Genomic DNA, 25,438 nt, shown 5'->3' with positions numbered 1-25,438 from the left:
GGCCACTGGAAAAGGCACCCACGCTTGCCTTCCGGTGCTGAGCGCCTTGAATGCGCCTAATTGTTCAACATGCGCACGAGCTAGATTTCGTCTTTAGTTCTGGTCGCGCCGTGACTGCGATACGCGTCGAGCATCAACCGCGTATATTCGGCCGTGCTCTGGGTCACGGTGCCCAAACCGGGCCATGCGAACAACGGATCCGACCAAGTAACTTCCAACTCAATCTCGATCCCAAGCAGTGCGGCCACTTTGATCGCAGCGGTCGGCTCCTTGTCCTCGGGCCAGTAGTGATCCTCGAAGGAAACAACCACGTCGAGATCGTCATCAACCCAGATTTCGGCCAGACTTGCTCCCATGCGTTCGCTGGCATTGGTCGCATCCTCGAACAGGGCAGCCCGGATCAAATGGGTCACCTGGTCATTGTTGAGGTCAAGCCTTGGCCGCGGATCTATAACTGACACGATGGGTTCAATCTCTTGCCTTTCGGCGCGGGATTGGACTGGCACTGGTTTTTCATCGTTCGGTCCCAGCCAGAAGGCTTCTGGAAGAATGTTGATTGGTGATGCGCCGCAGCTGGGACAGTGCCATTGGTTTCCAGCGATCTGTGGGCCGGTGATCTCTGAGTTGCAGTGAAGGCAGTACCAGAGGTTCGATTCCTCCATCTCCAAGAACGGGTGCCGCACATTTCCTTCCGCATCCGGCTTTGTGGCGCGCCGTGGCCAATCGGCAAATCGCTGCGCCTTGACGCTCTGCATCAATTCCCTCGCAATCCCGATGGCTTCTTCACGTAGCACGCGATCGTTCATCGGGCTGGTCTGGGCATGCTTGATGTCGATCTCGACACGAGGGGCGGCCAAAGGGTTTTCTGGCAGCACGATCTGCCAACCCTCACCATCCATGCGGACGTCACCAAGCATTGTTTTCAGTTCGTATGGATGCCCCCGTACTTCTCCTCGAGTGACGGCATCGGGGCTTCCGAAGATATGGTCGAAGGTCGCACCCTCGTAGGAAGTGATCCGTTCCACGAAGGCCTTGATCGTGGCAACTTGTGCTTCGGAGGGAACCCACTCTCCTTTGGCGCTGCCTGTCAACGCATTCCAATGAGCAAAGCCCATTCGACTGGCAACAAAGTCGAGCGCTACGTGCTGTGGATGACCCGTCGCCCTAGCGTAACGCTTCGCCAGGAGTTTCAAAGTCTTAAGCTTAGTGTTCTCTGTCATGATCCATGTCCAAGCCGGATCTGACTAGGTGCCCGCTGCTAATCAGACCCGCCGATGGCATGAGGTCTGCTGTTCGAAATCAAGATCGCTGCAAAGCTTCGCGTGGCGGGCACACCGGCCTGCGAGAAAGGCCATGTTTAAACTCTGCCATTTTTGAACGCAGGTCAACACCAGCGAGTTGCGGGCGTGCGGCGCCTCCGACTTAGCGCCGTTTGCCCGAGAGAGTTTGAGGTTGGCCGGTTTTCCGGTGACGGGTTGAGGGCTGGGAGAGTGGCTCCCGGCGCCTGTCACGGAGGAATACCGATGGGTGTTGTGGAAGTTCTGGATCCGGTCGCACCGGCGCGGGCTGGTGGCTGGAAGGTGGACGCGAGCCGGGGTGAGCGGAACGGGCGGGTGTCGTCCGAATGGTTCAACCGGCCCGATGATGAGAGGTATCTGTCGCTCGATGATCTCTGGGCCAGTGTGAAAGGCCGCTCCGAGCGCAGCCGCAGCCGGGTGGTCCAGACGGCCGACATCCGGGTCGAGGCCGCGCGCGACAACCCCGAGCGATTGCACCTGATGCTGCCGAAAGCGCATGAACCGGTCGCGCCGACGCACTGGGCCTTTGGCCAGCTTGCCAGCATCGTCGGCGCTCCGGCGTCTTACCTGCGGCAGCTGCCCGCGCCGCTGGCCGGGATCAACCTGCAACACGGCCTGACCAACCACCGCGCCGAGCAGGTGAAGACCTTCGAGACCGAGGATGGCCGCACGGAGTTGCGGGCAGTGACCGGTCCGGACTATGGCCGCATCCACGATTTCGAGCTGGTCGAAGCGGTGCAGCGCATCGCGGGCAATGGCACGGGCGATACGCGCTGGAAGGTGCCGGGTGTGCTGGACTGGTCGACCGGGGTCTACAATCCCGATGTCGAGATCAGCCGTGACACGACCACGCTCTATGCCTCGGACCGCGACGTCTTCCTGTTCCTGGTCGACGATCGCAACCCGATCGAGGCGGGCAAGTTGGCGGACGGCTCTCCCGATCTCTATTTCCGGGGCTTCTATTGCTGGAATTCCGAGGTGGGCGCGAAGACCCTCGGCATGGCGAGCTTCTACCTGCGGGCGGTGTGCCAGAACCGCAACCTCTGGGGTGTCGAGGATTTCCAGGAGATCAAGATCCGTCACTCGAAATACGCCGCTTCGCGCTTCGCACATAAGGCCGCGCCCGCGTTGACGCGGTTTGCCAATTCCTCGCCGCAGGGGTTCGTGAACGGGATCAAGGCGGCGCGGCAGCAGATCGTGGCGCGCAGCGATGAGGACCGTGCGGATTTCCTGCGTAAGCGCGGTTTCTCGAAAGCCGAATCCGGCAAGATCATCGAGAAGGTGCTGATGGAGGAAGGCCGCCCGCCCGAGAGCATCTTCGATTTCGTGCAGGGCATCACGCGGCTCGCCCGCGACAAGACTCAGCAGGATGCCCGCCTTGATATGGAAGGGCGCGCCAAGAAGCTCCTCGACCGGGTCGGCTGACGCGAAGCCCGGCACAGCGACCGCCTGCATCCGCGGCGGTCGCGTTTTCCTCTTCCACATGCACGCCACTGGCCCCGCCCCGAGAGGGCAAGGGGCTTCGGCCTGCGCATTTCAGCGAGACCCCCATGACCCCCCAGGAAGAAACTGTCATCCTCGAGGCCCGCGACATCCTCGGCCGCTATCTCAGCCGAAACCCCGTCATCGACAGCTGGCAGGCGCTTCTTGACTATTGCGCGCTTACGGTGCGCGGGCCGATCGAGCGGTTCCACGTGCTCTATCTCGACCGCAAGAACCGCATCATCGCCGATGAGCTCTTGTCGATCGGCACGGTCGACCATGTCCCGGTCTATCCACGCGAGGTGATCAAACGGGCTCTGATGCTGAACGCCAGCGCCCTGATCCTGATCCACAACCACCCGTCGGGAGATCCAACGCCGTCGGAGGCCGATCTCAGCATGACCGGGGAGATCCAGAATGGGTGTAAGTTTTTCGGCCTGACGCTGCATGACCACATCATCGTCGGCGCCGGGACGGAACTGAGCCTGCGGGCCCTGGGCAAGCTGTGACGCGCCTTGCGAGCCTGCCGCCGTCACCCTTCCGAGGAAGAGGGCGGGGGTTTGGTCTTTGACGGTTTGAAGCGGGGAGAGAGGCTCTCCGCACCGTCGGAGATATGCCCATGTTCGACCTTCCTCTCCAAACTCAGCCGGAAACGCAGAAGACAGGTTTGCCGCCGAGCCTCCTGACCGTTTTTGCAGATCAAGACTTACCGTTCGCACTCACGACGGCTTGCCATGCGCCCGCAGCTCTCATGTCCGGGCAGGCACACCCCAAGGTACTGGAGCGGTTTGCCACGCTGGCCGAGGCCATGCAGGGGGCAATCATTCACGCCGAAGATATCACACCTGAAGACGCTCCGCGCATCCTGGCAATCCTCGATCGGGAGGGCCGTCTCGTTCTGGCCGGAGCTACCTGTGATGGCGGGGTCGCATGGTGCCACCCGGTCTCGGATGCCGCCGAAGCCCGCGCCGTCGTGTCCGAGGCCAGCCAGACCCGCGCGCAGGCCATGCGGGCGGCCGAGTGGCATGAACATGGCCTCGCGCGAAGGCTGCGGCACCACGCCGACGTTCTCGATTCCCGTCTTGTCGATCCGCTCTGGCGTGTCTTCGCGTCTCGCGCCCTGCAGATCGCGGCGTGACGCCCGAGAGTCAGAGAAGGGCAGGGGAGGATGTGAGCCTACGAGGACGAGAGAGAGCCTCGGGGTTCAGATCCTTTCCCTCATTTCGGAGTTTCCAATGTCCAATATCGAACCCACCCTGGCCGCGCCGATGGCGCCGTCCAGGATTGATTTCGCCGCCGTGCTGGCTCGGCAGTCCGAGCGTGACGCGCGGATCGCAGCTTTGCGTCCGGCCAACAAGGAGCGCCTCTTCGATGGCCTGACTGCCGCGGGCATCACCCATGTGACCGTGACCTTCGATGGGGCCGGGGACAGCGGCCAGATCGAAAGCATCGGCGCGTGGTCCGGGGAGACCGCCGTCGATTTCCCCGCGACCGAGATCGACTACGCCGCGCTGACCTCGGACGACCCCGAGGTCGAGATGCGGCAGCTCTCGCTCGAAGATGTCGTCGAGCAACTGGCCTACGACTTCCTCTCCGACACCCATGGTGGCTGGGAGAACAACGACGGTGCCTGGGGCGAGTTCTGCTTCGACGCGGCCGCCCGCTGCATCCACCTTGAGTTCAACGAGCGCTTCACCTCGTCTGAACTCTACACACACGATTTCTGAGGGGGCGGCGATGGCACATCCCTATCACCACGCCCTGTCCTCGGTGAAAAAATGGGGCGGCACGGTCGACGATTTCATGGCGGTGCATGCCTGGTTCGACCAGAGCAAGGAGATTACTGCGGACTTCCGGCACCGGGCTTTACGCCACCATGCTGAGGGCATCTTCATGGCCGAGACGATTTTCGGGCAGACCCTCACGCTCTCGACCGGGCGCATCATCCCGACCCGCTGGGTCGGGGAACAGCATGTGAAGGAAGACCTCGGCTTCATCCCGAGCTTCGCCGACTGGGTAAAGGCGATCCGGCCCGAACCCTGGATGGGCCGGGCCGAACGGATCGAGGCACAAGTCGATCCGCATCTCGCCTCGCCCGTGGTCGAGGTTACCTGACATGACCGACCCAGCCTATCAGCGCCTCGGGCTGCCAGCGACCGCTTCGTCCTTTGCCGTCCTGCGCGCGGCGGCCCGGGCGCTGCACCCCGACACACGCGCTGTTTGCGGCCTCCGGACCGCGCGCAAGCGTTTCTACCGGCAAATGCTCTGCGCGCATGCCGCACGAAAGGCGGCAGACGACACGTCGATCGGCTGATCGCTCCCGGCCGACCCTTCATCCCGATTCAGTACCCGGCCTCTTGGCCGGGTCTTCCCCATTAAGGAGGTTCCCATGGCAGATTACTTCACCCATTTCTCGTGCCTGCTCGACGTCGGCAGCCCCGACAAGGCTGCCCGTGCACTCGCGCTGTTCCAGGAACTGCGCGCTGCGGATCAGGACGCCGACGACCCGGATGTCGCGGGCTTCGATCTCATGCGCCAGGACGCGCCCGAGGGCAGCAGCCTCTGGATCCATGATGACGGGAACGGCGATGTCGAAGCCGTCATCCGCTTCGTCCTGCGTCTTGCTGAAGAGCTCGACCTCACCGGCCCTTGGGGGTTCCAGTATTCTCTGACCTGCTCTCGGCCACGACTCGACGCCTTTGGTGGCGGCGCGCATGTCATCGATCTCGGTGCGCGCAAATCCATCGGCTGGTCCAGCACGCAAGAATGGCTGGCCGCCGCATTGAACGGGGAGGACATCGATGCCTGAGGTGATCTGCACCACCGTCTACCAGTTCCCCGAACTCTCGGATGCCGCCAAGGAGAAGGCCCGCAACTGGTATCGCGACCTTGGACCCCACGACGACTGGTGGGATGCGGTCTATGAGGATTTCGAGCGGGTCTGCGAAATCCTCGGCATCTGCCTGAAGACCACCGCCGTCCGCCTGATGGGTGGCGGGGCGCGGGCCAAGCCTTGCATCTGGTTTTCCGGTTTCTGGAGCCAGGGCGACGGCGCCTGCTTCGAGGGCTACTGGTCCCACGCCAAGGGCGCGGCCACGCGCATCCGGGACTACGCCCCGACCGACGCGACGCTGCATGGCATCGCCGACCGTCTGCAGGCCATCCAGCGGCGAAACTTCTACCAACTCGCCGCCGAGGCCAGCCACCGTGGCCGCTACTACCATGAATACACCATGTCGATCGACGTCACGCGGGACAGCCCGAGGTGGCAGCCGCCGACCGAGGACGCCGAGGAGCTCGTGACCGAGGCGCTGCGCGATCTGGCCCGCTGGCTCTACCGCCAGCTTGAAGCCGAATACGACCACCTTACCTCGGACGAGGCCATCGAGGAGGGGATCATCGTCAACGAGTATACGTTCACGGAAGGAGGGCGGCGGTTCGGGTAACAGTGATCAACGCGCAAGGTTCATTTGATCTTTACAGTAAGTCCATATGGACTATATTGAAGCCAATGGAGGACGCCATGTACGTTGCAGAGAAAATCCGGGAACCCGCACAGATCAACGCCGTCGCGTTGAAAGCTTATGCACGCGTGGCCGATGCTTGGGGTCTCAGTCTCAAGGAAGCGGCTGGCCTTGCCGACATGTCAGAGAGCACGTGGAAGCGCGCCAAGAAGCCGGATTTCGCTGGGGAGCTCACCAAGGACCAACTGCTGCGGCTCAGCGCTGTAATTGGCATCTTCAAGTCGCTTGAACTCTACTTTTCGGAGCCTCTGGCAAAAAGCTGGTTCACCCGACCGAACAAGGGGCCGCTCTTTGGTGGAAGCCGACCAGTCGACACCGCCATCGACGGGGGTTTGCCGCAGATCCTCGCGGTTCGGACCTATCTTGATGCGTTGCGTGGTGGGGCATGAAGCAGACCGAGATTTCCGATCGCGGTCTCGTTCGTCTCCTGCCCGCCACCTACCACAAGCCACCATCGCTGCGCGGTCTCGTCGATACCGATGACGAGATGGAGATCTTGGCAGAGATCGAGGGCCTGACCAGTGGACGTCTACAGGCCGAACGCGGGCGCAACCCGCATCTGGACCCGCGCGAACTCGCTTGGCAACGCCGCAGCCGCGATCTGCGCATCTATGGGGACAGTCACGTCAACGCAGCCTTCACTTACACCCGCGCCGGCGGAAACCGCTTCAACGCCGAGGAGCGCGGCGCTTGGTACTGCGCATGGGATGTGATGGTTTCTGTCAGCGAAGTGGCCTGGCACCGCACACGCGAACTCGGCTTTACCGGCAGCTTCCACGACAGCGCCCGCTATGTGGAATTGCTGGCCGACTTCATCGGCGTCTTCAACGACATGACCGATGAGGCAGGTCATCCGGCGCTGCATCCGGATCCGGCTGTCGGGTATCCCGAGGGCCAAAGCCTGGCACAGCATCTGCGTCGGGGCGGATCCAAGGGCCTGATTTACCCTTCGGTCCGGGCTCCTGCACCGGGCGGGAATTGCCTGGTCTGCTTCGAGCCCCACGCAATTCAGAACGTTCGTCCGGGCGCGTCTTGGGATCTTGTTTGGGATGGGACACCGCACTACTCGATTGCGGCTGTCAGCTAATCCGCAAAACCGTAATTGCCCCGGAGGCCTATAAGGATGGCAACGCCTGATATTGAAAGCCCTGACCGCACCGATCTCAAGCAGATCGACCATGCGCACTTCTTTGAAGCGATGGACTCGCCGCCTTTGCCGACCGAAGCACTGCGCTCTGCCTTTCGTCGGGCGAAAACGCGGTCATTTCAGCGAAACACAGGGCTTGGAAGCGCCGACTGAGTTCACCCGTCTTCGGCGCCTCCCATCGACGCGATGAGGACGGCCAACGCAAAGCGCCCCTCACGACGGTGATGGCCGTGGCTCAACCCAGGAGCTTCAACAAGGCGTCGCGCTGCGCTGCGTGCTTTTCGGGGTTGTCGCGCTTCAGTTTGTTCAGGTTGAGAAGTTTCCACTTCACGGCCGGTAGGTCAGCGGCCTGCGAACGGTCGATCGCCGCGAAGTCAGGCTCGCCGTCCTGAAGCGTCAGGAGGAACTGCCTCGCCTTGTCATCGAGCCTCGATTGCAGATCGGCGACCAACTTGAGGCGCGTCGCCAAAAGCGTAGCGAGCGGGACGGGTGTTCTGGTCATGCCTTCGAATGGCGTTGTTGCAGAACTCTCGCCGTGAAGGATTCACATCACGAATCCATGCGGTTAGACGGGCGGCATGAGCAAGCCCAAGCCCGCCCGCTACCGCACGACGAACTGGTCAGTCTACAACGCTGCGCTCCGCAAGCGCGGGTCGTTGCTGATCTGGCTGGACAAGGAGATGGCCTGGCACGCGTCGCATGAGGGGCGCCCAGGGCGCCCGCCGGTCTTCTCCAATGCAGCGATCCAGTTCTGCCTGTCGATCAAGGTGCTGTTCAAGCTGCCGCTCAGGCAGACAGTCGGGATGGTCGCGAGCCTCCTGCGGCTCGCGGGATTGGACTGGCCCGTTCCCGACTACTCTACGCTGTGCCGCAGACAGAAGACCCTCAAGGTGCAGATCCCCTATCGCCGTGCCGACGGGCCGCTGAATCTGCTGGTGGACAGCACCGGCATCAAGTTTCTTGGCGACGGCGAATGGCATGCCCGCAAGCATGGTGTTCAAGGCCGCCGCCAATGGCGCAAGGTGCATCTGGCCATGGACACCGCCACCTCGGACATCCGCGCCATCGAGTTCACCCCCAGCCGGGAAGGCGACAGCCCTGTCCTGCCCGACCTGCTCGACCAGATCCCCCAAGGCGAAGACATCGGCACCGTGACTGCGGACGGCGCCTACGACACCCGCCGCTGCCACAGCGCCGTTATCTCGCGCGGCGGCACGGCGATCATCCCAATCCGCAAGAACGGTCGTCCGTGGAAAGAGGACTGCCCGGCGGCCCGGGCGCGCAACGAAACCCTCCGGGCCACGCGCCATTATGGACGCGCGTTCTGGAAGCGCTTGACCGGATACCATGCCCGCAGCCGCGTCGAAGCAAAGATGCGCTGCCTCAAGTCCTTCGGCGAGCGCATCGCCGCGAGAGACCCCGACCGCCAGACCGCCGAAATCCACATCCGCGTCGCCCTCATGAACCGCTTCAACGCCCTCGGAACAGCCGAGATCGTCCGCGTGGCCTGAACCTTACGGGGAAAGGGGCCCTCACGCCTCAGAACGCCGTTCTGCAACAATGCCGACCGCGCCATTTTGCTCCTCCTCGCCCGGCTGGCCCTGCGCGCGGGAGACATTTGGCAGCTGCGGCTGTCCGATATCGACTGGCCCGCGAGCCGGTTGCGATTACATGGCAAGGGTAGACGCGGAGTGATGATGCCCCTGCCGCAGGATGCAGGCGATGCGCTGCTGGCCTATATCGAGGATGCGCGTCCGGTGGTCGCCACGGACAGGGTTTTTCTCCGAACCCAGGCTCCTTTTACCCCGTTTCGATCTTCTGCCGAGATCGCAGGGATCATCGCCCGTATCCTGAACCGCGGAGGTTTTACCGGTTTGCCCACCGGTTCGCATGTCTTTCGCCACTCGCTTGCATCTGCATGGCTGCGCGGTGGTGCGGATCTTGACCAGATCGGTGTCGCGCTGCGCCACAGTTCGCGCGATACGACCGCGATCTATGCCAAGGTCGATGTCGGGATCCTGGCGGAAGTGGCTCAACCATGGCCGGGGTATGCGTCATGATACATCACCACGTTGATCGCTTCGTCCAATTCAATCGAGCTCTTGGAAAGAAGTTCACCGCGCAGGAGGTATCCTTGCGCGCCTTCGCGGATTTTGCCGCGGAACGGTCTGTCACGCATGTGACGGCAGCGCTGATCCTCGAATGGGCTGGAGGTGCCGCGACGCCGGATGCCGCGCAGGCCCGATTTGATCGCGCCCGCGCGCTGGCGGTGTTCCTGCATGCGGAAGACGCACGGCACGAGTTTCCAGCGATGGGCTTGCTTGGCCGTTCTCGCCGGCGACGGCCGGCTCCGCATATACTGACACATGACCAGATCAGTCGGATCATGCAGGAAGCGCTTCTTGTGCCTGGTCTGTCGCCGATCAGCCCGCTGACCTACAACTACCTGTTCGGGCTCCTTGCCTCGACAGGTTTGCGGATTTCGGAGGCATTGTCCCTTCAGTGCGCCGATCTTACGGCCGAGGGCCTCACGGTCCGGAGCGGCAAATTTGGTAAGAGTCGTATCGTGCCAATACATACTTCGACCCGTGCCGCGCTGGAACGATATCTCGAAGCCCGCGCGGCCGTGCGTAACGCGAACGACGACCTCTTCGTTCTTGGTCATGGTCATGCCCCGACAAAAACACGAGCCCATGTGGTCTTCGTTCGGATCGTCCGGCAGCTTGGCTACCGCAATCCGACTGGGCCAGGCCCTCGGCTTCACGATCTGCGCCACACTTTCGCCGTGCGATCCCTTGAGGCCTGTGGGAACAACCCGCAGGCAGTGTTGCGGCACATGAAGGCTCTGAGCACCTATCTCGGCCACGTCGATATCGCCAACACCTATTGGTACCTCGAAGCCACGCCGGTTCTGTTGCAGATGATTGCGTCGACCGCCGAGGAGACCTGGATCGGAGGTGCGGCATGACCCCGCTCGCCCCCGACCTTTCCGCCTTCCTGCAAACCCATCTTCCCGATGAGTGCGGCGCAAGCCGACATACCATAGCGGCCTATGCCCGTGCGTTCACCCTCTTGCTGCGGTTTGTCGCCGGGCGGGTCAAGCGAACCCCCTCGGAACTCTTCATCGAAGACCTCGACATTCAGACGATCAGGGCGTTCCTCGAACATATTGAAGAAGGGCGCGCCAATTCCGTTCGTTCCCGCAATGCGCGACTGGCGGCGATCAAATCGTTTCTCCGTTTCGTCGAACATCGCCATCCTGCCTGCCTTGAACAGGCGATGATGGTCCGGGCCATGCCGACCAAGCGAACAGACGCCAAGCTGATCGATTATCTCACCAAGGAAGAAGTCCGTGCCTTGCTGGCCGCGCCGAACCGCTACACGCCCGGCGGATTGCGGGACCGCGCCATGCTGCATCTGGCCTATGCCGCGGGGTTGAGGGCATCCGAACTACTCGCGGTGCGGATGAACGATTTTCCCAACGGGTCGTTTTCCAGCGTGCGTATCCTGGGTAAGGGGCGGCGGGAGCGAGTGCTGCCGCTCTGGAAAGAGACCCAAGGCGCCATTCGCGCGTGGCTGGCGGTCCGGCCCGGTCAAGTAGGTCCAGAGATGTTCCTGAACCGTGATGGGCGACGAATGACACGGGATGGATTTGCGTATCGGCTGAAGCAGCATGTGGCGACGGCCCAACGTTCGACGCCGTCGATTGCCGCAAAACATGTGACCCCACATGTGCTGCGGCACAGCTGCGCCATGCACACCCTGCAGGCCACCGGTGATATCCGCAAGGTGGCGCTCTGGCTTGGTCATGCCAGTATCCAGACGACCGAGATGTATCTGCGCGCAGACCCAACCGAGAAGCTCGCGCTTCTCGAGGCGCATCACGCACCTCTAATCAAACCCGGCAAGTTTCGGGAGCCCTCGGACAAGCTTATGCAGATCCTTGCCGTCGCCGCGCAACGTCCCTGAACGCTCGGGCAAGAATGGTGTCCCGCTTTCTGCGGGGCGCTATTCCATGACATAGCCGAGAGCCCGGTAACCTGTTCGTCGCTTCGCCGCCATTCTCGCGAGAACCGGAACCGAACTATCAACATAGTCGACCACCAGCACGTCTTTCTTGTCGTCATGTCGCCGGTGTAATCTGCCGACATACTGCGCCAGCGTGCCCTTCCAGGCGATCGGCATGGTCAGAAACAGGGTATCCAGACGAGCATCATCGAAGCCCTCGCCGATGTAGCGACCTGTCGCGAGTATCAGCCGTTCTTCATCATCGGCAACGCTCAACGCCGCTTGCGCTGCCTTCCGGTCCTTTGCCGACATGCCGCCCCGAAGCACGACGATATTTCTGGCAAACCTTGAGAACCGTTTCTGGAGATAGTCGAGGTGGTCCTTTCGTTCGGTCAAAACAATCGGCGAGCGCTTGGCCTCAAGCGATTTCAGAACGTCGTCGAAGATCAGATCATTTCGGGCCTCGTCCTCCGCCAGTGCTGCATAGATTGCAGGCATGGACGGGCGTTCGGCCATGGCGAGCGCGTCCGGCAACCGGAATCTCGTGTGACGTTCTCGCGCCCGATGGCGAAGGCCACTTTCGGCGGCCTGCGATTTGGCGCTCACTTGATGGCGCACCGGGCCACATTGCATGAAGATGATCGGATGATGCCCGTCCTTGCGGGCGACAGTCGCCGACAATCCGGTGACATAGCGGGCCTTCGACCTGCGGGCGACGAGTTCGAAGCTCGCGGCGGACAGGTGATGGCATTCATCGACGACAAGATGACCGTAGTCGGCAACGATATCGTCAACTTCACCCTTGCGAACCAGGCTCTGGATCAGCGCCACGTCGATCACACCGGTAGGTTCACGCTTTCCGGCACCGATGGTGCCGATCAGCTTGGGATCGATCTGCAGGAACGAGCCAAGTCTTTCGACCCACTGACTCAGCAATTCCCGGCGATGAACCAGAACCAGCGTGTTGCGGGCGCGATGCGCGATCAGCGCCGAGGCCACGACCGTCTTGCCGAAGGCGGTGGTGGCTGCCAGCACGCCGGTATCGTGTTTGATAAGGGCATCGAATGCCCGCGACTGCTGCTGGCGGAGTTCACCGCGGAACCGTACAGTCTCCGGTATTGCGGTGCCTTCCTCACGCAAATCCTCGAGGTCGACCTTCGCTCCGTGATCGGCGAGGAACCCGGCCACATCGTCAAAGCAGCCACGCGGCAACGCGACGTGCCGGGGATGCAACTCGGCGCAGGACACAATGCGCGGCTTTCCAAATGTCGGCAGCCGCATCGCTTGTGCGCGGTAAAATTCGGGGTTCTGGAACGCGGCCAGTCGCGCCATTTGGGCAATCATGGCTGATGGAAGGTCGGACCGGTCAATGTAAATCTGATCCGCGACCGTCACCGTGATTGTCTGCGGGATGGGCACATCCAGTCGGGTCGGTGTAGTGCGGCGCGAGGGCGACATTTTCCACGGTTCGGCTGCTTGCTCGTCTTCCACCGGCATGCGGACGCCCAGCACTCGCCCGGAATGCTCTGCCGCTTCGACGAGGTCGGTCACCGCCGCCATCGTCATTCTCGGCAAGGAAGACAAAAAGGCCCACTGATCATCATGTGGCTGCATGTCCGCGTCCACAAAGACGCTGTTGCCCACTTTGCGTGCGGTGTTTTGGAGCGGCAGCGCGATCAGATTTCCGAAGCCGCCAATCGGCATCGTATCCTGGTTCGGAAACAGCCGATCATAGGAGGCGAAGCCGATTTCAGGCCGTCGCTCCATCGTTTCCGTGATCAGGACGGATCCAAGCTGGCGTGCCAAACGAGCGGAGACCGATTCAGAGAAGAAGATCCAGACATGCCCTCCGTTTCCTGACCTCGACCTTTCCAACGCTGCGGGCACGTCCTTCCCCCGGCAGGTTTCGAGCAGCGCATTGGCGTCTTCAGCCCAGGACGCCTTGTCAAAATCCGCAGCCAGGAACCAGCATGTATCGCCGGGCAGCAACGGATAGACGCCAGCGACAAAATCCCCGCCCCGACCATCGTCGCCGCGCAGGTGTTTTTCTATGACGCTTTCGTTCGGCGGGATGAACTTCTGATGGGGGCATTCGCCGCATTTGACCTTCGGCTTGCCGCAGATCCCTTTCACCCATTCGTTGGCGCAGGCGGGCGAATAACCTGAGCGACCAGTCTTCCTATTTTCCCATCGCACTGGGAACACGTCAGGCCGACCGGCAAACAGCCGTCGGAACAGATCGACCTTGTCGCGCGACGGAGAGGAATTAGTGACAGGGGCGTTCTCGAATGAGGATTGTCTCACTGCCGGCACGTGCTCTGCAGCGAGACGAGCCTCTAGCGCTGCAACGTCGCGCTGAAGCTGCGCGCGTTCGACATCCAGATCGGCCAGACGTGCTCGAAGCCGCGCCAACTCCGTATCAATGCCGCTTCTGTCTGCCACCTGCGATTTCCACCCAGACCGTTCCGCCCCGTCCAGCATAAAGCGCGAAACCTACAGGCGTAAGCAGGTCCGGCAGCTCATCGGTCGGACCACCGAACGGAGAGTTTGAGGGGGAGTTCATGGGAGATGTCCTTCTGCGGTTGAGAGCAGAGGCATCATGATTATCCAAAGCAGAATCCCGAAAATGAATCACCAGAACAACAGCTTGAAACCCAGAACTCCGCATAACAGTGGCGCGGCATATTACGTTCTGGACTACCTCGCCCATTCCTTCCCCGTGCAGCTCTACGAGCCCTTCACCGACAGCGAAGGTAATCTTTCATCGTGCCCCGTCACGCGAGATGGCCAACCGGTGGAGTGCCGCGAAGCCGTCCGGCGTCGTGATGCGCTGATCGAGAAACTGGCTTCGTTGCCGCCGGTGCCGGGTGCGCTCGACCAGATCGTCCAGCGCTTCGGCACCGATCTTGTGGCCGAGGTCACGGGGCGTTCAAGGCGCATCGTGCGCAAGGGCGAAGGGCATTCGGCACGGCTCGTGGTGGAGAACCGGGCCGGAGCCGCGAACCTCACTGAGACCCAAGCCTTCATGGATGACGAAAAGCGTATCCTGATCTTCTCGGACGCCGGCGGCACCGGGCGCAGCTATCACGCCGATCTCGGGGCGAAGAACCAGCGCTTGCGGGTCCATTATCTGCTGGAACCCGGCTGGAAGGCAGATGCCGCCATTCAGGGTCTCGGGAGGACCAACCGCACCAACCAGGCGCAGCCGCCGCTGTTCCGGCCGGTGGCCACGGATGTGAAGGCGGAGAAGCGGTTCCTGTCGACCATTGCGCGACGTCTCGACACGCTTGGCGCCATCACGCGCGGCCAGCGTCAGACCGGAGGGCAGGGGTTGTTCCGCCCCGAGGACAATCTCGAGTCGCCTTACGCCCGCGACGCCCTGCGCCAGCTTTACCGCCGCATCTTTCGCGGCGATCTGGCGGGCTGCTCGCTCGGGGCTTTCGAGGATGCCACTGGCCTCAGCCTGACCGATGACAACGGGCTGAAGGACGATCTGCCGCCGATCACGACCTTCCTCAATCGCCTGCTGGCACTGACGATCGACATGCAGGCCGTGCTGTTCGCGGGTTTCGAAGAACTCCTCGATCAGCGGATCGAGGGCGCTGTCGCCGCCGGGGTCTACGATCTCGGGCTCGAGACCCTGCGTGCGGAGAGCTTTCGGGTGACCGACGCACAGGTCATCTACACCCATCCGGGCTCCGGCGCGGAAACCCAGCTGCTGACCATCGCGGAAAAGCGCCGCAACACGCCTACCTCGCTGGCCGATGCGCTCGAATGGCTGGATGACCCGCAGGCGCGGCTTCTGGTCAACAGCCGCTCGGGCCGAGCTGCCGTGCAGGTTCCCGCCACCAGTCACATGCTGGACGATGGGACCATCGAGCCGCGCCTGCGCCTGATCCGCCCGCTTGATGCCAGCACGGTCCCGGCCCAGGTCATGGAGGACACCCACTGGCTCGAGGCCGACCGCGCGGCCTTCACAGCGGCGTGGACTGCGGAACTGGCCGAGGTGCCGGAGTTTTCGGACTCCACGCTGCACATCGTGGCAGGTCTGCTGCTGCCGATCTGGAAGCAGCTTCCCCAGGATGAAACCCGCGTCTACCGCCTGCAGACCGATGACGGGCAGCGCATCATCGGCCGCCGCGTCTCGCCTGCCTGGGTCGCGACCACGCTGGCCGCCGATGCGCCCAAGCTCTCGGCCGCGCAGGTCCATGCCCTCGTTCTGGAGGGCAAGACCGTGGTGCGCCTGTCCGAAGGGATGGAATTGCACCGCTCGCGCGTCATGGGCGCGAACCGGATCGAACTGTCGGGCTTCTCGGAGGCAGCCAAGGATCGACTCAAGGCCGATGGCTTCTTCTCGGAGATTATTAGTTGGAAGCTTCGGCTGTTTTGCCCGACCGACGCCGATGGCGTCGCGATACTGGATCGTCTGCTTGCGCGTTGTTCTGTCGCAAGGCTACATGATCGCGGAGGTTGTTGACCCATGTATTCCGAGACCGAAGACCTCGTGCGCGATCTGGCAGAAAATGCCGAAGGCGTCTGTCGTGCCTACCTTCCCGCCGGACGGCGGGAAGGATCCTACTGGATCGTCGGCGATCTGCAGAACAACCCCGGCCGGTCTCTCTTCGTGCGGTTGACGGGCCCTGCGTCGGGACCAGGAGCAGCGGGCAAGTTTACGGATGGGGCCACAGGCGAGCATGGCGATCTCCTGGACATCATCCGCGCCCGGACGGGGATCACGCGCTTCCCCGACCTTCTCGCCGAGGCCCGAGCGCATCTTGGCCGTCCGCAGCCGGTCGTCCCTGATAGGCAAGAGCCGAGGAAGGCCAAGGCGCCAGGTGGCACTCCTGCTGCGGCGGCGCGCTTGTTTGCTGCATCGAACCCGATCACAGGCACGCTTGCTGAGACCTACCTCCGTTCCCGAGGCATCACCCAATTCGGGGCGAACGGCGCCTTACGCTTCCACCCGAAGTGCTGGCATCGGGAAGAGGGGCAGCCCCGGAGCATCCCCAGACCTGCGATAATCGCGGCGGTCACCGATGGGGCAGGGGCCGTGCAGGGAGCGCATCGCACCTGGCTGGCGCCTGACGGACAGGGGAAGGCGGCAGTGAATCCACAGCGTCGGGCTATGGGTCACCTACTCGGCAATGCTGTCAGGCTCACCCCGCACGATGACATCCTCGTCGTCGGCGAAGGCATCGAGACCATGCTGTCCCTGTCCGAGGCAATCCCAGGTCTGCCCGTCTGGGCGGCACTCTCTTCGGGTCACCTCGGCGCGGTCCTGTTGCCGGAGGGGCTCAAGCGCCTTTACGTTGCGATCGATTGCGATCCGGCCGGGCAGCGCGCGGCAGAGAAGTTGAGCGCCAGAGCCTCCGAGGTCGGGATTGGTTGCCATGTGCTGGAACCGCGGCTCGGGGATTTCAACGATGATCTTCGGGCGAACGGCAAGGACGCGCTGCGCCAGCATCTGGCAGGTCAGATCGGGCCAGAGGATCGGCATCGCCTATTGGGCTGAGCTGCATCGCGCAGGGGGGTCTGGGAGTGCGGGGCAGGGGGCAGCATCCCAGTCGTGGCTCTGGATCGTCGTCCTCACTCCATCCCGGGCCTTGCGCATCCACCCGTCATCCTGCGCGGCCTTCAAGAGATGGGCAGGCCGTCAAAGCGGTTGCCCCAGCAAGGTCGGCAGGGAACCTATTTCCGCCGGCGGCGAGACCACCCCACGCGACAAGTCGCGTGGGGACCCCGATCTGCCGCCTTTGCATCGCGAGACAAATAGCTTCCCTGCCGACCTCCTCCACTCTGTTCCGGCCCCGGTGAAGCCGGGGTGAAGGGGCAACCGCCCCGACGGCTCGGGTCTGCCCATGAAGGCCGCGCGGTATGACGCGCGGACGAGACAGGCCCGGAGGCAAGAAACCGATGACGATCCATACCCACGACGACGCGTATGAACCCGCCCATAGCGCATCCCAGACCGCCCATGCGCTCGACGAGCTCCAGCTCTACGGCTATCGCCCCTTTGACGAGCCCGATCCGCGCCCGATGCCCGATGGGCAGCGCCTCGCCGTCGCCGTCGCCGACATCTTCGACGCCCTCGTCGCGACCCTGGAAGACACCCGTATGGAACCCGACCTCGAAGAGGTGCTCTGGGGCCAGGTCAACCTCTTCCACCGCGCCACGGCCAGGATCGAGCGGACGCTCGATGAGAACGAGCAGGCGCAGCGCCGCCTCCAGCGCGAGCAGGACGGCTCCGAAGTGAAGTCCGTCGAACTCGAGCGCCTGACGGCCGAAGGCCTGACTCTCGTTGAACGGCGCAACTGCATGGACATGATGCGCGATCACGCCGCCACCGAGTTCGTCCATCACACGGGATCGACCTGGCGCCCCCGCACCGGCTCGATGGTGAACCGCCAGCACATGACCGCCGCCCTGATCGACAGCCGCGACTTCCTGGCCGCCAAGCGCCGCGCCGAGACCGAGGTAATGCTTCCCGCAGGCCCCAAGGTCGCCCTCACCGGCGGGACCGATTTCAACGATCACCGCCTGATCTGGGGCAAGCTCGACCAGGTCCGGACCAAGTATCCCGACATGGTCCTCCTGCACGGTGGCAGCCCGAAGGGCGCAGAGCTCATCGCCGCCAAATGGGCCGAAGCCCGGGGCGTGACGCAGGTGGCCTTCAAGCCCGACTGGACCAAGCACGCCAAGGCCGCGCCCTTCAAGCGCAACGACGCGATGCTGGATGTGCTCCCGGTCGGGGTCCTTGTCTTCCCCGGAACCGGTATCCAGGAAAACCTCGCCGACAAGGCCAAGAAGCTTGGCATCCCGGTCATGAAGTTCGAGAAGGGGGCGTGAGCCCCCCTCTTTGCTTTCGGGATAGAACATTGTGGAAACACGTACATACACTTGGTATTGTTGTCGCAGACAAGGTGACCGCAAGATGTTCGATGAATCGAAGCAATTGGAGGTGTTTCCGACCACAGTCGATCTCAAGCGGATCGACCTGTCTCTTAACATGCGGCGGTTTTACAGGATGAGCGTTCAGCCTGACCTGTTTGGCGGCGTGAGCCTGGTGCGGGAGTGGGGTCGGATCGGCTACCGCGGCCAGATGCTGGTCGAGCAGCATGATGACGAGGGCAGGGCAGTCAACGCTCTGATGAAGCTGTCGGCGACGAAGAAGCGGCGTGGGTATCGGTTGCTTGAGGGATGAACTCCAAGGATTGACGTTCCGTAACGGTTTCACTATATTGATCGGTGAAACCAATATGGAACCAGCGCCATGACCAAGGTTGTCGTCCCATTTCCGAAAGGCCAACGGCTGCGTTCGCCGTTGGCGCAGTTCTTCCGTGTCGGAGACTCTCACAACAAGTTTGCCGAGATGTTTGCATCCGGAGGTCTGCCAGCTTCGCGAGTCGTCTTCGATGCCGGACGCCTCAATCGGCAGACCGCTCTCGCAAAAGAGCTGAAAGCAGAGGGTGTGGAGATAACGATCGACACTGGAGCGGCCGAGCTGTCGAGCCCGGCGCGACATGGGACGTTTGTACGCAATTCTGCTTGGTTGACTGAGGTCCCGATGTCGCCTTTGGGGCCGGACGATTTCACCACGGAGATCATTGAGCGCATCGCAGAAATGGCAGTTGCGGTCGGCGCGGACCGCGTGCTTGCCCCGAGTCATTTCTTGGGCGATCCCAGCTTCGACGGCTGGCTCAAGGTGGACGCAGCCTCTTGCTCGGCTCTTCGAGCGGCGCTTGATCGCTTGGGCGGAGGCCGAATCCGGATCGACTATCCGGTAATACAAAGCGTCCAAGGATTGGTGGATTCCACGTCGCGGAAGGCACTAGCGGAAACACTTTCGATACTGCCTGTCGATGCTGTCTGGATGCGCCTTTCCGGCCTAGGGAAAGAACCCGGTCCACAAAAGGTTCGTTCTTTGATCCGGATGCTCAGCGGTTTCCACAATATCGGGAAGCCCGTGATCCTCGACTACTGCTCTGGTTTGAACTCTGAGGCTACAGAAGCATTTGGCGTCGCTTCTGGGTCCGCGAGCGGGATACTCGAGTTGGATCAGTTCAACGCTCGGGATTGGCACAAGACGCCGGAAGAGCCAGATCCCGATGCAAGATTTGCTCGGCCGCGCATTGTGCAGGTTCCGGGTCTTGGCAGGGGTTTCTATGCCAACGAGTTCGAATTGCTTGCCAAGTCTCGTGGCGGGCGGAAGCTGCTTCTGCAAAGCGAGTTTGTAACCGTTTCCAGCGTTGAAGAAATGGTAAGAACTCGAAAGCAGATTCAGGCTCTTCATTTGGTGCGCTCGCAAGAAGCGCTTCAGTCCGTACCGGACCTCAACCGAGCAGGGCATTTCTTGTCAAAGACGATGGCGGATGCCGAGCGTCGCGCAAAAGATGTCAGCTTCCTTAAGCCCACTGAGGCTCAAGCTCAGGCGGCGGGCATCGACCTGACGAGTTTGCTCAAGCGGACTCGGGCGCATGCAGAGACGATGGGCAAGGTTGCAGATGCGCTTGAAAAGCTCCATGAGGAGCGCGGAATGGAGTCCCCGCGTGTTCGGGCTTGCGACTTCAATGTCGACACGGCCCTGCGGCGGGGTGATCAGAGGTAAGAAATGCAAAGTGCAGTGTCACGCTACATCGGCGAACTTGCCGACATCGGGGGTCTGAAAGGAACCGATATCGCAAATATTACGGATGTCTCCAAGGCGACGGTATCGCGTTGGAAGGCCGGTGATATCAAGCCGCAACCAAAGAACGAATTGATTCTGTCCGACCTCTATTACATCGTCGGCCGTCTCAATGAATATTACACACCGGACGAGGTTCGTGCCTGGCTCTATGCGCGGCACCCACAACTCGGAGGCGAGCGCGCTATGGACCTCATTCACAATGATCGCTCGCTCGAAGTACTGGCCGTCATCGACCGGCTGGACAATGATGTCTATGTGTAGGTCCAATAAATGGTTAAAGCTCGACGCGACAACCGGCTGATTGACGCGATTGAGGCGATCGATCCCGTCGTTTTCGAAGGGAACGTTTGGCGGCTGGTGCGCGACGGGCGCGATCCGCTGATTTGCAGCGCGTCCGGTGGTCGGTGGGACGACGGGACGTTCGATGTGCTCTATACATCCTTGGCTCGATCAGGTGCTCTGGAAGAGATGCGATTTCATCTGATGCGCGGCCAACCGGTCATGCCGAGCAAGGTCAAGTATCGCATGTTTGAGATTGGACTTTCACTTGGGCGTGCGCTTCAGTTTCTGGATCTGGAAGCACTTTCCAGGGTCGGGCTGAACACGGAAACGTTCGGTCGTCTTTCCTATGAGCAAAAGAATGACGAGTATCCCCGTACCCAGGAAATTGGGGAAGTCGCACATTTTCTAGATTTCGATGGCCTAATTGTCCCGTCCGCGCGATCTGACGCAAGGAATGCAATCGTCTTCTGCGACAAGGTGAGATCACTGCCCGAGTCCACTTTAGAAGATCATGGCGTCGTGGACTGGGCGAAATGATTCTACCCGACAACGAGACAAGCGTCGATCTGCTGAACAACGAGGCCATCGCGCGCACGATCACCGAGTTGCTGCGGGAGCGTCCAGAGCAGGCGATCACGATCGGTGTCCATGGTGATTGGGGAGCAGGAAAGAGCAGCATCTTGGAGATGATCGAGGCATCTCTATCGCCGACCCCAGACGTTCTCTGCGTGAAATTCAATGGTTGGCGATTCCAGGGGTTCGAGGATGCAAAGATCGCGCTGATCGAGGGCATTGTCACAGAGCTTGTTGCCGAACGGTCGCTTGCAACAAATGCGGGTGAAGCGGTTAAGAATATCTTCAAACGCATCGATTGGCTCAAGGTTGCCCGGCGAGGAGGAGGTCTTGCTTTCACAGCATTGTCGGGAGTTCCGCTGCCCGAGCACATCGACGCGGTCGTTGGTTCTGTGAAGAAGGCTATAGGTGAGCCAGGTGAATTGCTCACTCGTGAAAACTATGAGGCCGCCATCGCTGGGATGTCGGGCCTACTGAAGCCAGATGACTCGAAACGGCTTACTGAAGAAATCAGTGAGTTCCGGAAGGCTTTCAGAAATCTACTCAACAAGGCGGGTGTCGATCAACTCGTCGTTCTGATCGACGATCTCGACAGGTGCCTGCCTGAAGTCGCGATCGAAACGCTGGAGGCAGTTCGGCTGTTCGTTTTCACTGAACACACTGCTTTCGTGGTTGCTGCCGATGAAGCGATGATCGAGTATTCGGTGCGTAAGCATTTCCCGGAGTTGCCCGACACGACCGGACCAAGGGACTATGCGCGAAACTATCTTGAGAAACTCATCCAGGTGCCGTTCAGGATCCCCTCCCTGGGGGAGACGGAAACTCGAATCTATGTGACGCTCTTGCTCGTGGGGGCGGAGCTAGGGGAAGAGGACACTGAATACCAGAAGCTGATCAAAGTGGCTCGCCAGCATCTCGCAAAGCCGTGGCTCTCGACCGGGCTCTCAGCGGCCACTGTCCGTGACGCCCTTGGCGCCAAGGCTGCCAGCGTTTCAAACGCGCTCACATTAAGTGATCAGATCGGCCAAATTCTGGCTAGCGGTACGCAAGGCAACCCACGTCAGATCAAGCGCTTCCTGAACACGCTTCTTCTCAGGAACCAGACAGCGCGAGCTCGCGGATTCGGTGACGATGTCAAGCTTCCTGTCTTGGCGAAACTGATGCTCGCCGAGCGCTTCATGTCCCGCATGTTCGATCAGATCGCCTCGGCGGCAGCGAAACACCCAAACGGACATTGCGAGGACTTGGCGGCTCTCGAAGATCCGACTGAGGCTAGGTCCAAACCGAACAAAAAGCGTGGAGACCGCCCAAAAGTCACCGATCTGGATGATGTCAAAACCAAACCAAAGGATACGGAACCGAACGAGAGCGCTGTCTTGTCGGAATGGCGAGGGTCGGAGGCTATCCGGGATTGGGCGAGTATGCCGCCGAACCTCGGTGCGATCGATCTAAGGCCCTATCTCTTTGTCGCAAAAGACAGGAAAGATTACTTCGGCGCCGTATCTGTGCTCGGCAGACTTGGTGCTGTGGTCGAGAGATTGATGGGGTCGAAGCTGAGTGTTCAAGCCTACGAGACGGAACTTCGGCAGCTCGCGCCAGCCGAAGCAGGCCAAGTGTTCGAAGAACTGAGAGCGCGTATCGTCGCCAGTGACTCTTTCGACACCGCTCCAGCCGGAGTGAACGGCATGACCGTGCTCGTCAAAGCCCACGATTTCTTACAGACAAACCTTTTGGACCTTCTCGAATCCCTGCCTTCGGCACGTTGCGGGACATGGGTAGCTTCAGGTTGGGATAGGGTGATCCGCGGCTCGGAGTTCGTTGCTCGCTTGGACGCTCTTCTCGCGACCTGGTCCGAGGAGGGGTCGACGACGTTGAGAGTCGCGGCCCTCGCGGCGGCACGCACACGAAAAGGGGGCTGTTGATGGGAACGTCCAGCGCGTTTGGCGGAGCCTCGGGTGGAACGCCACTTGTTCCATCATGGTTGGAAGGCGGTGGATCTGATGACGGTGCACCGGGCGATCCGCGATCCGACGGATCAGGCAGCGATGCGCCGCCGACGGGCAACGATCCCGCCGCTCCGCCGGCCGCGCCACCGGAGCGGACCGCGACACCGGTTCCGGGTGAGACCGACCGATACACGTCCGCTCGAACAAACTTCACCAGGTACGCACGCTCCGGTGGCGATGACCGGAGGAGCATGGGACGCGCTGTATCGCAATATGTGTCGAGGTCATCCGGTGGTGCGGCGCGGGCAGCGAGGCGCATGGGTAGCTCGCGCGGCGCTGCGTCGAGGCTCGCGACCATTCTCGGCCAAGTCGGGAATGTTGGCATCGGAGAGGTGCTCCGCTCTCTCGACCTCGGAGGTCTTGCGGGACGGCCGATCGAGGAAGTATTTGCTGGACTGGCCGACTTCATCTGTCCGGATGGGGGCTCCATCGATGAGGGGATCGCTCGAGATGCATTCATTGAGACAATCGCCGATCTTGCCGACGCGGGCATAACCGAGATCGACGGATTGACGGCTGATCAGATGCAGACGGTGTTCGAACTCTACATCGCACACACGATCGAGGCGCGCATATGCAACGATATCGGGACCCGGGTCGTGAACATGCCATCGGATGTCCGAACTGTCGAGCGCATCGAGGCCCAGTTGGGGTCTGCTCTGGTTGAGTGCAGGATCGTACGTTAAGCTTAGCTGTCACTGATTTTTCCACCTGTATTCTCCTGTGAGGAGGATATGTGCCCATCCGAGGGGGGAGATGTGGGCCAGAAGCTCTGGGCTGCAGTCGAGACCGTCGCGCTCTCGCGCGTTGACCGCGTAGCCGAGGTGTTTTGTATTCCAGTAGATGATGATCGCGGCGAGGAGGTTGAGGCCCGCCATCCGATAGTGCTGCCCCTCGGCAGTACGATCCCGGATTTCGCCCTGGCGGCCAATGCGCAGTGCATTCTTCAATGCATGATGCGCTTCGCCCTTGTTCAGTCCGATCTGGGCGCGCCGCTGCATATCGGCGTCGAGCAACCATTCGAGGATGAACAGCGTCCGCTCGATGCGCCCGATTTCACGCAGCGTTTGGGCGAGTTCATGCTGGCGCGGATAGGCCGCGAATTTGCGCAAGAGCTGGCTGGGTGGCATAACACCCGCCGCCATAGTGGCGACGGCGCGCAGTACGTCAGGCCAATTCTCGACGATCAGCTTCTCCCTGATCTTTCCGCCGATCAGCCCGCGCAGCTCGTTCGGCGCGGCTGCAGGGTCGAAGAGATAGAGTCGTTTGGACGGTAGATCGCGGATGCGGGGAATGAAGCGATAGGAGAGCAACGCAGTGACCGCGAAGATGTGATCCGTGAACCCGCCCGTGTCAGCATATTGCTCCTTTATTCGCTTGCCTGTCTCGTTCATGAGTAACCCGTCCAAAATGTACGGAGCTTCGTTCACAGTGGCGGGGATGTTCTGAGTTGCGAAAGGGCCGAACTGGTCGGAGACATGGGTATAGGCTTTTAGACCGGGTTCATGGCCGTATTTGGCGTTGATCAGGTTCATCGCCTCGCCCTGGCGCGTGGCGGGAAAGAATTGCCCGTCGCTCGAAGCGGTCTGCCCTGCGCCCCAAATCCGGGCCATCGGCAAGGCTGATTGACCTTCGATTACCATGGCCAAGGCGCGTGCCATCGCGTCGCTTTCCACATGCCATCGCGACAAGCGCGAGAGCTGGAAATAATCATGGGTGTTCGTAGCCCCAGCCATTTTGCTGAGGCCAAGGTTCAGCCCTTCAGCCAATATCACATTCAACATGCCGACCCTGTCTTTGCATGGAACGCCCGTACGCAGATGGGTGAAGGCCTCGGTAAAACCAATCTCGTCATCCACTTCGAGCAGGAGGTCGGTGATCCCGATCTCCGGCAGGCGGCTGTAAAGATCGAGCACCATGGCATCGGCCTCTTCGGGGACAGCGGCTGTCAGACGATCTATTTTGAGGGCACCGTTTTCGATGGAACCACCCGGAATCGCACCGGCCCTGGCAGCGCGGGCCAGTCGCTGCAAGCCATCGGCCAGGCGGGCTTTCCGATCTGCCAACCAGATTTCCGGCTCATACGGCATGGCCAGTCTTGGCGTGGCGCGAGCGACTTCGGCCGGGACCAGCGCATCTTTGAGATCACCATACCTGCGGGAGTGTGCAAGCCACATATCACCAGCTCGGAATGCATCACGCAGATGGCACAGGACCGCCACCTCCCAAAGCCGATGCCCATCATCGTCGTTCAGGTGCCGATGCCATTTTGAGGTTCGGCTCAAGAAGGTCACGGGGCGACCAGCGGTGGTGTCCGCACCCGCGACAATATCCGCAGCAACCAGCAACGGTTCGGCCACTGGGGTCGCCTGAATATCGAGCGCCCGCAGGCTCTGCCTCACTTTGTGTGGCGCAACTATCCTGAAACTGGA

27 protein-coding genes and 1 pseudogene are annotated in these 25,438 nt (G+C 61.5%); 24 read left to right on the top strand and 4 right to left on the bottom strand.

Going from position 1 to position 25,438, the window contains the following annotated elements; all coding sequences use genetic code 11:
- Nucleotides 1–80 precede the first annotated feature (80 nt).
- Complete coding sequence (locus tag ATO3_RS26485; RefSeq protein ID WP_038070012.1) at nt 81–1,220, bottom strand: hypothetical protein; 1,140 nt, start codon at nt 1,218–1,220, stop codon at nt 81–83.
- Nucleotides 1,221–1,523: 303 nt separating this feature from the next.
- Between ATO3_RS26485 and ATO3_RS26480 the strand changes: the two genes are divergently transcribed.
- The 11 genes from ATO3_RS26480 to ATO3_RS28660 all read left to right on the top strand — a co-directional run bounded on the left by ATO3_RS26480 (nt 1,524) and on the right by ATO3_RS28660 (nt 7,604).
- On the top strand, nt 1,524–2,723 hold the full coding sequence (locus ATO3_RS26480; RefSeq protein WP_038070026.1) for a hypothetical protein: 1,200 nt from the start codon (nt 1,524–1,526) through the stop codon (nt 2,721–2,723).
- A gap of 125 nt (nt 2,724–2,848) precedes the next feature.
- On the top strand, nt 2,849–3,289 hold the full coding sequence (locus ATO3_RS26475; protein WP_038070029.1) for a JAB domain-containing protein: 441 nt from the start codon (nt 2,849–2,851) through the stop codon (nt 3,287–3,289).
- Between the two features lie 110 nt (nt 3,290–3,399).
- Nucleotides 3,400–3,918 (top strand): hypothetical protein, encoded by a 519-nt coding sequence (locus tag ATO3_RS26470; protein ID WP_038070031.1) that lies wholly within the window; start codon nt 3,400–3,402, stop codon nt 3,916–3,918.
- A gap of 97 nt (nt 3,919–4,015) precedes the next feature.
- Nucleotides 4,016–4,507, top strand: a complete 492-nt coding sequence (locus ATO3_RS26465) for a DUF6878 family protein (protein WP_038070033.1) — start codon at nt 4,016–4,018, stop codon at nt 4,505–4,507.
- A gap of 10 nt (nt 4,508–4,517) precedes the next feature.
- Nucleotides 4,518–4,895, top strand: coding sequence for a DUF6915 family protein (locus ATO3_RS26460; RefSeq protein WP_038070035.1), 378 nt, complete (start codon nt 4,518–4,520; stop codon nt 4,893–4,895).
- A 1-nt stretch (nt 4,896) separates the two neighbouring features.
- Nucleotides 4,897–5,094: a hypothetical protein gene (locus tag ATO3_RS26455; protein WP_038070038.1), complete on the top strand. Its 198-nt coding sequence runs from the start codon at nt 4,897–4,899 to the stop codon at nt 5,092–5,094.
- Between the two features lie 75 nt (nt 5,095–5,169).
- Complete coding sequence (locus ATO3_RS26450) at nt 5,170–5,589, top strand: hypothetical protein (RefSeq protein WP_074855011.1); 420 nt, start codon at nt 5,170–5,172, stop codon at nt 5,587–5,589.
- Nucleotides 5,582–6,226 (top strand): hypothetical protein, encoded by a 645-nt coding sequence (locus tag ATO3_RS26445; RefSeq protein WP_043872315.1) that lies wholly within the window; start codon nt 5,582–5,584, stop codon nt 6,224–6,226. Before ATO3_RS26450 ends, ATO3_RS26445 begins: the two co-directional genes overlap by 8 nt.
- 65 nt (nt 6,227–6,291) lie before the next feature.
- Nucleotides 6,292–6,693 carry an MbcA/ParS/Xre antitoxin family protein gene (locus ATO3_RS26440; protein ID WP_028095451.1) on the top strand — a complete coding sequence of 134 codons (402 nt, stop codon included), beginning with the start codon at nt 6,292–6,294 and terminating at the stop codon, nt 6,691–6,693.
- Entirely contained in the window at nt 6,690–7,391 is a 702-nt protein-coding gene (locus tag ATO3_RS26435; protein ID WP_078542905.1) for an RES family NAD+ phosphorylase, read from the top strand. Before ATO3_RS26440 ends, ATO3_RS26435 begins: the two co-directional genes overlap by 4 nt.
- 36 nt (nt 7,392–7,427) lie before the next feature.
- A complete protein-coding gene (locus tag ATO3_RS28660; RefSeq protein WP_018065915.1) occupies nt 7,428–7,604 on the top strand; it encodes a type II toxin-antitoxin system TacA family antitoxin in 177 nt (58 codons plus the stop codon).
- Between the two features lie 82 nt (nt 7,605–7,686).
- Here ATO3_RS28660 and ATO3_RS26430 read toward each other — a convergent pair whose 3' ends face one another.
- Complete coding sequence (locus ATO3_RS26430; protein ID WP_233152330.1) at nt 7,687–7,953, bottom strand: hypothetical protein; 267 nt, start codon at nt 7,951–7,953, stop codon at nt 7,687–7,689.
- Between the two features lie 76 nt (nt 7,954–8,029).
- Here ATO3_RS26430 and ATO3_RS26425 point away from each other — a divergent pair, with 76 nt between their 5' ends.
- The 4 genes from ATO3_RS26425 (at nt 8,030) to ATO3_RS26410 (ending at nt 11,420) form a co-directional block, all read left to right on the top strand.
- Nucleotides 8,030–8,962, top strand: a complete 933-nt coding sequence (locus ATO3_RS26425) for an IS5 family transposase (RefSeq protein ID WP_068767093.1) — start codon at nt 8,030–8,032, stop codon at nt 8,960–8,962.
- 63 nt (nt 8,963–9,025) lie between these two features.
- The gene (locus ATO3_RS26420; protein ID WP_332888727.1) at nt 9,026–9,511 is read left to right on the top strand and encodes a tyrosine-type recombinase/integrase; all 486 of its coding nucleotides are present in this window, start codon (nt 9,026–9,028) and stop codon (nt 9,509–9,511) included.
- Nucleotides 9,508–10,419, top strand: a complete 912-nt coding sequence (locus tag ATO3_RS26415; RefSeq protein ID WP_088652831.1) for a tyrosine-type recombinase/integrase — start codon at nt 9,508–9,510, stop codon at nt 10,417–10,419. Before ATO3_RS26420 ends, ATO3_RS26415 begins: the two co-directional genes overlap by 4 nt.
- On the top strand, nt 10,416–11,420 hold the full coding sequence (locus ATO3_RS26410) for a tyrosine-type recombinase/integrase (RefSeq protein ID WP_088652822.1): 1,005 nt from the start codon (nt 10,416–10,418) through the stop codon (nt 11,418–11,420). The genes ATO3_RS26415 and ATO3_RS26410 overlap by 4 nt, the downstream gene beginning before the upstream one ends.
- A 39-nt stretch (nt 11,421–11,459) precedes the next feature.
- Here ATO3_RS26410 and ATO3_RS26405 read toward each other — a convergent pair whose 3' ends face one another.
- A complete protein-coding gene (locus ATO3_RS26405; protein ID WP_088652830.1) occupies nt 11,460–13,901 on the bottom strand; it encodes a TOTE conflict system archaeo-eukaryotic primase domain-containing protein in 2,442 nt (813 codons plus the stop codon).
- A 244-nt stretch (nt 13,902–14,145) separates the two neighbouring features.
- On the opposite strand from ATO3_RS26405, the pseudogene ATO3_RS26400 reads away from it, so the two are divergent.
- From ATO3_RS26400 to qatB, 9 genes and pseudogenes are all read left to right on the top strand, one after another.
- A pseudogene (locus tag ATO3_RS26400) lies at nt 14,146–15,936 on the top strand (strawberry notch C-terminal domain-containing protein); the annotation flags it as partial.
- A 3-nt stretch (nt 15,937–15,939) separates the two neighbouring features.
- Nucleotides 15,940–16,971: a DUF7146 domain-containing protein gene (locus ATO3_RS26395; RefSeq protein WP_088652821.1), complete on the top strand. Its 1,032-nt coding sequence runs from the start codon at nt 15,940–15,942 to the stop codon at nt 16,969–16,971.
- A gap of 401 nt (nt 16,972–17,372) precedes the next feature.
- A complete protein-coding gene (locus ATO3_RS26390) occupies nt 17,373–18,305 on the top strand; it encodes a DUF2493 domain-containing protein (protein ID WP_088652820.1) in 933 nt (310 codons plus the stop codon).
- 85 nt (nt 18,306–18,390) lie between these two features.
- Complete coding sequence (locus ATO3_RS26385) at nt 18,391–18,660, top strand: WGR domain-containing protein (protein WP_088652819.1); 270 nt, start codon at nt 18,391–18,393, stop codon at nt 18,658–18,660.
- A gap of 69 nt (nt 18,661–18,729) precedes the next feature.
- Nucleotides 18,730–20,064, top strand: a complete 1,335-nt coding sequence (locus ATO3_RS26380; RefSeq protein WP_088652818.1) for a hypothetical protein — start codon at nt 18,730–18,732, stop codon at nt 20,062–20,064.
- A 15-nt stretch (nt 20,065–20,079) separates the two neighbouring features.
- Complete coding sequence (locus tag ATO3_RS26375; RefSeq protein WP_232786339.1) at nt 20,080–20,406, top strand: antitoxin Xre/MbcA/ParS toxin-binding domain-containing protein; 327 nt, start codon at nt 20,080–20,082, stop codon at nt 20,404–20,406.
- 9 nt (nt 20,407–20,415) lie between these two features.
- On the top strand, nt 20,416–20,964 hold the full coding sequence (locus ATO3_RS26370; RefSeq protein ID WP_088652816.1) for an RES family NAD+ phosphorylase: 549 nt from the start codon (nt 20,416–20,418) through the stop codon (nt 20,962–20,964).
- A complete protein-coding gene (qatA, locus tag ATO3_RS26365) occupies nt 20,961–22,922 on the top strand; it encodes a Qat anti-phage system ATPase QatA (RefSeq protein WP_088652815.1) in 1,962 nt (653 codons plus the stop codon). The genes ATO3_RS26370 and qatA overlap by 4 nt, the downstream gene beginning before the upstream one ends.
- Nucleotides 22,922–23,692: a Qat anti-phage system associated protein QatB gene (gene qatB, locus ATO3_RS29545; RefSeq protein WP_332888726.1), complete on the top strand. Its 771-nt coding sequence runs from the start codon at nt 22,922–22,924 to the stop codon at nt 23,690–23,692. The genes qatA and qatB overlap by 1 nt, the downstream gene beginning before the upstream one ends.
- Before the next feature lie 9 nt (nt 23,693–23,701).
- On the opposite strand, the gene ATO3_RS26355 is transcribed toward qatB, so the two are convergent.
- Nucleotides 23,702–25,438 (bottom strand): Tn3 family transposase (locus tag ATO3_RS26355; protein ID WP_143747393.1); only part of this gene is annotated, 1,737 nt, incomplete at its 5' end.

The sequence above is a fragment of the Marinibacterium profundimaris genome, assembly GCF_002210095.1.
Classification (GTDB): domain Bacteria; phylum Pseudomonadota; class Alphaproteobacteria; order Rhodobacterales; family Rhodobacteraceae; genus Marinibacterium; species Marinibacterium profundimaris.
The sequence above is the reverse complement of the archived record's forward strand: the minus strand, read 5'-3'. Positions and strand labels throughout refer to the sequence as shown.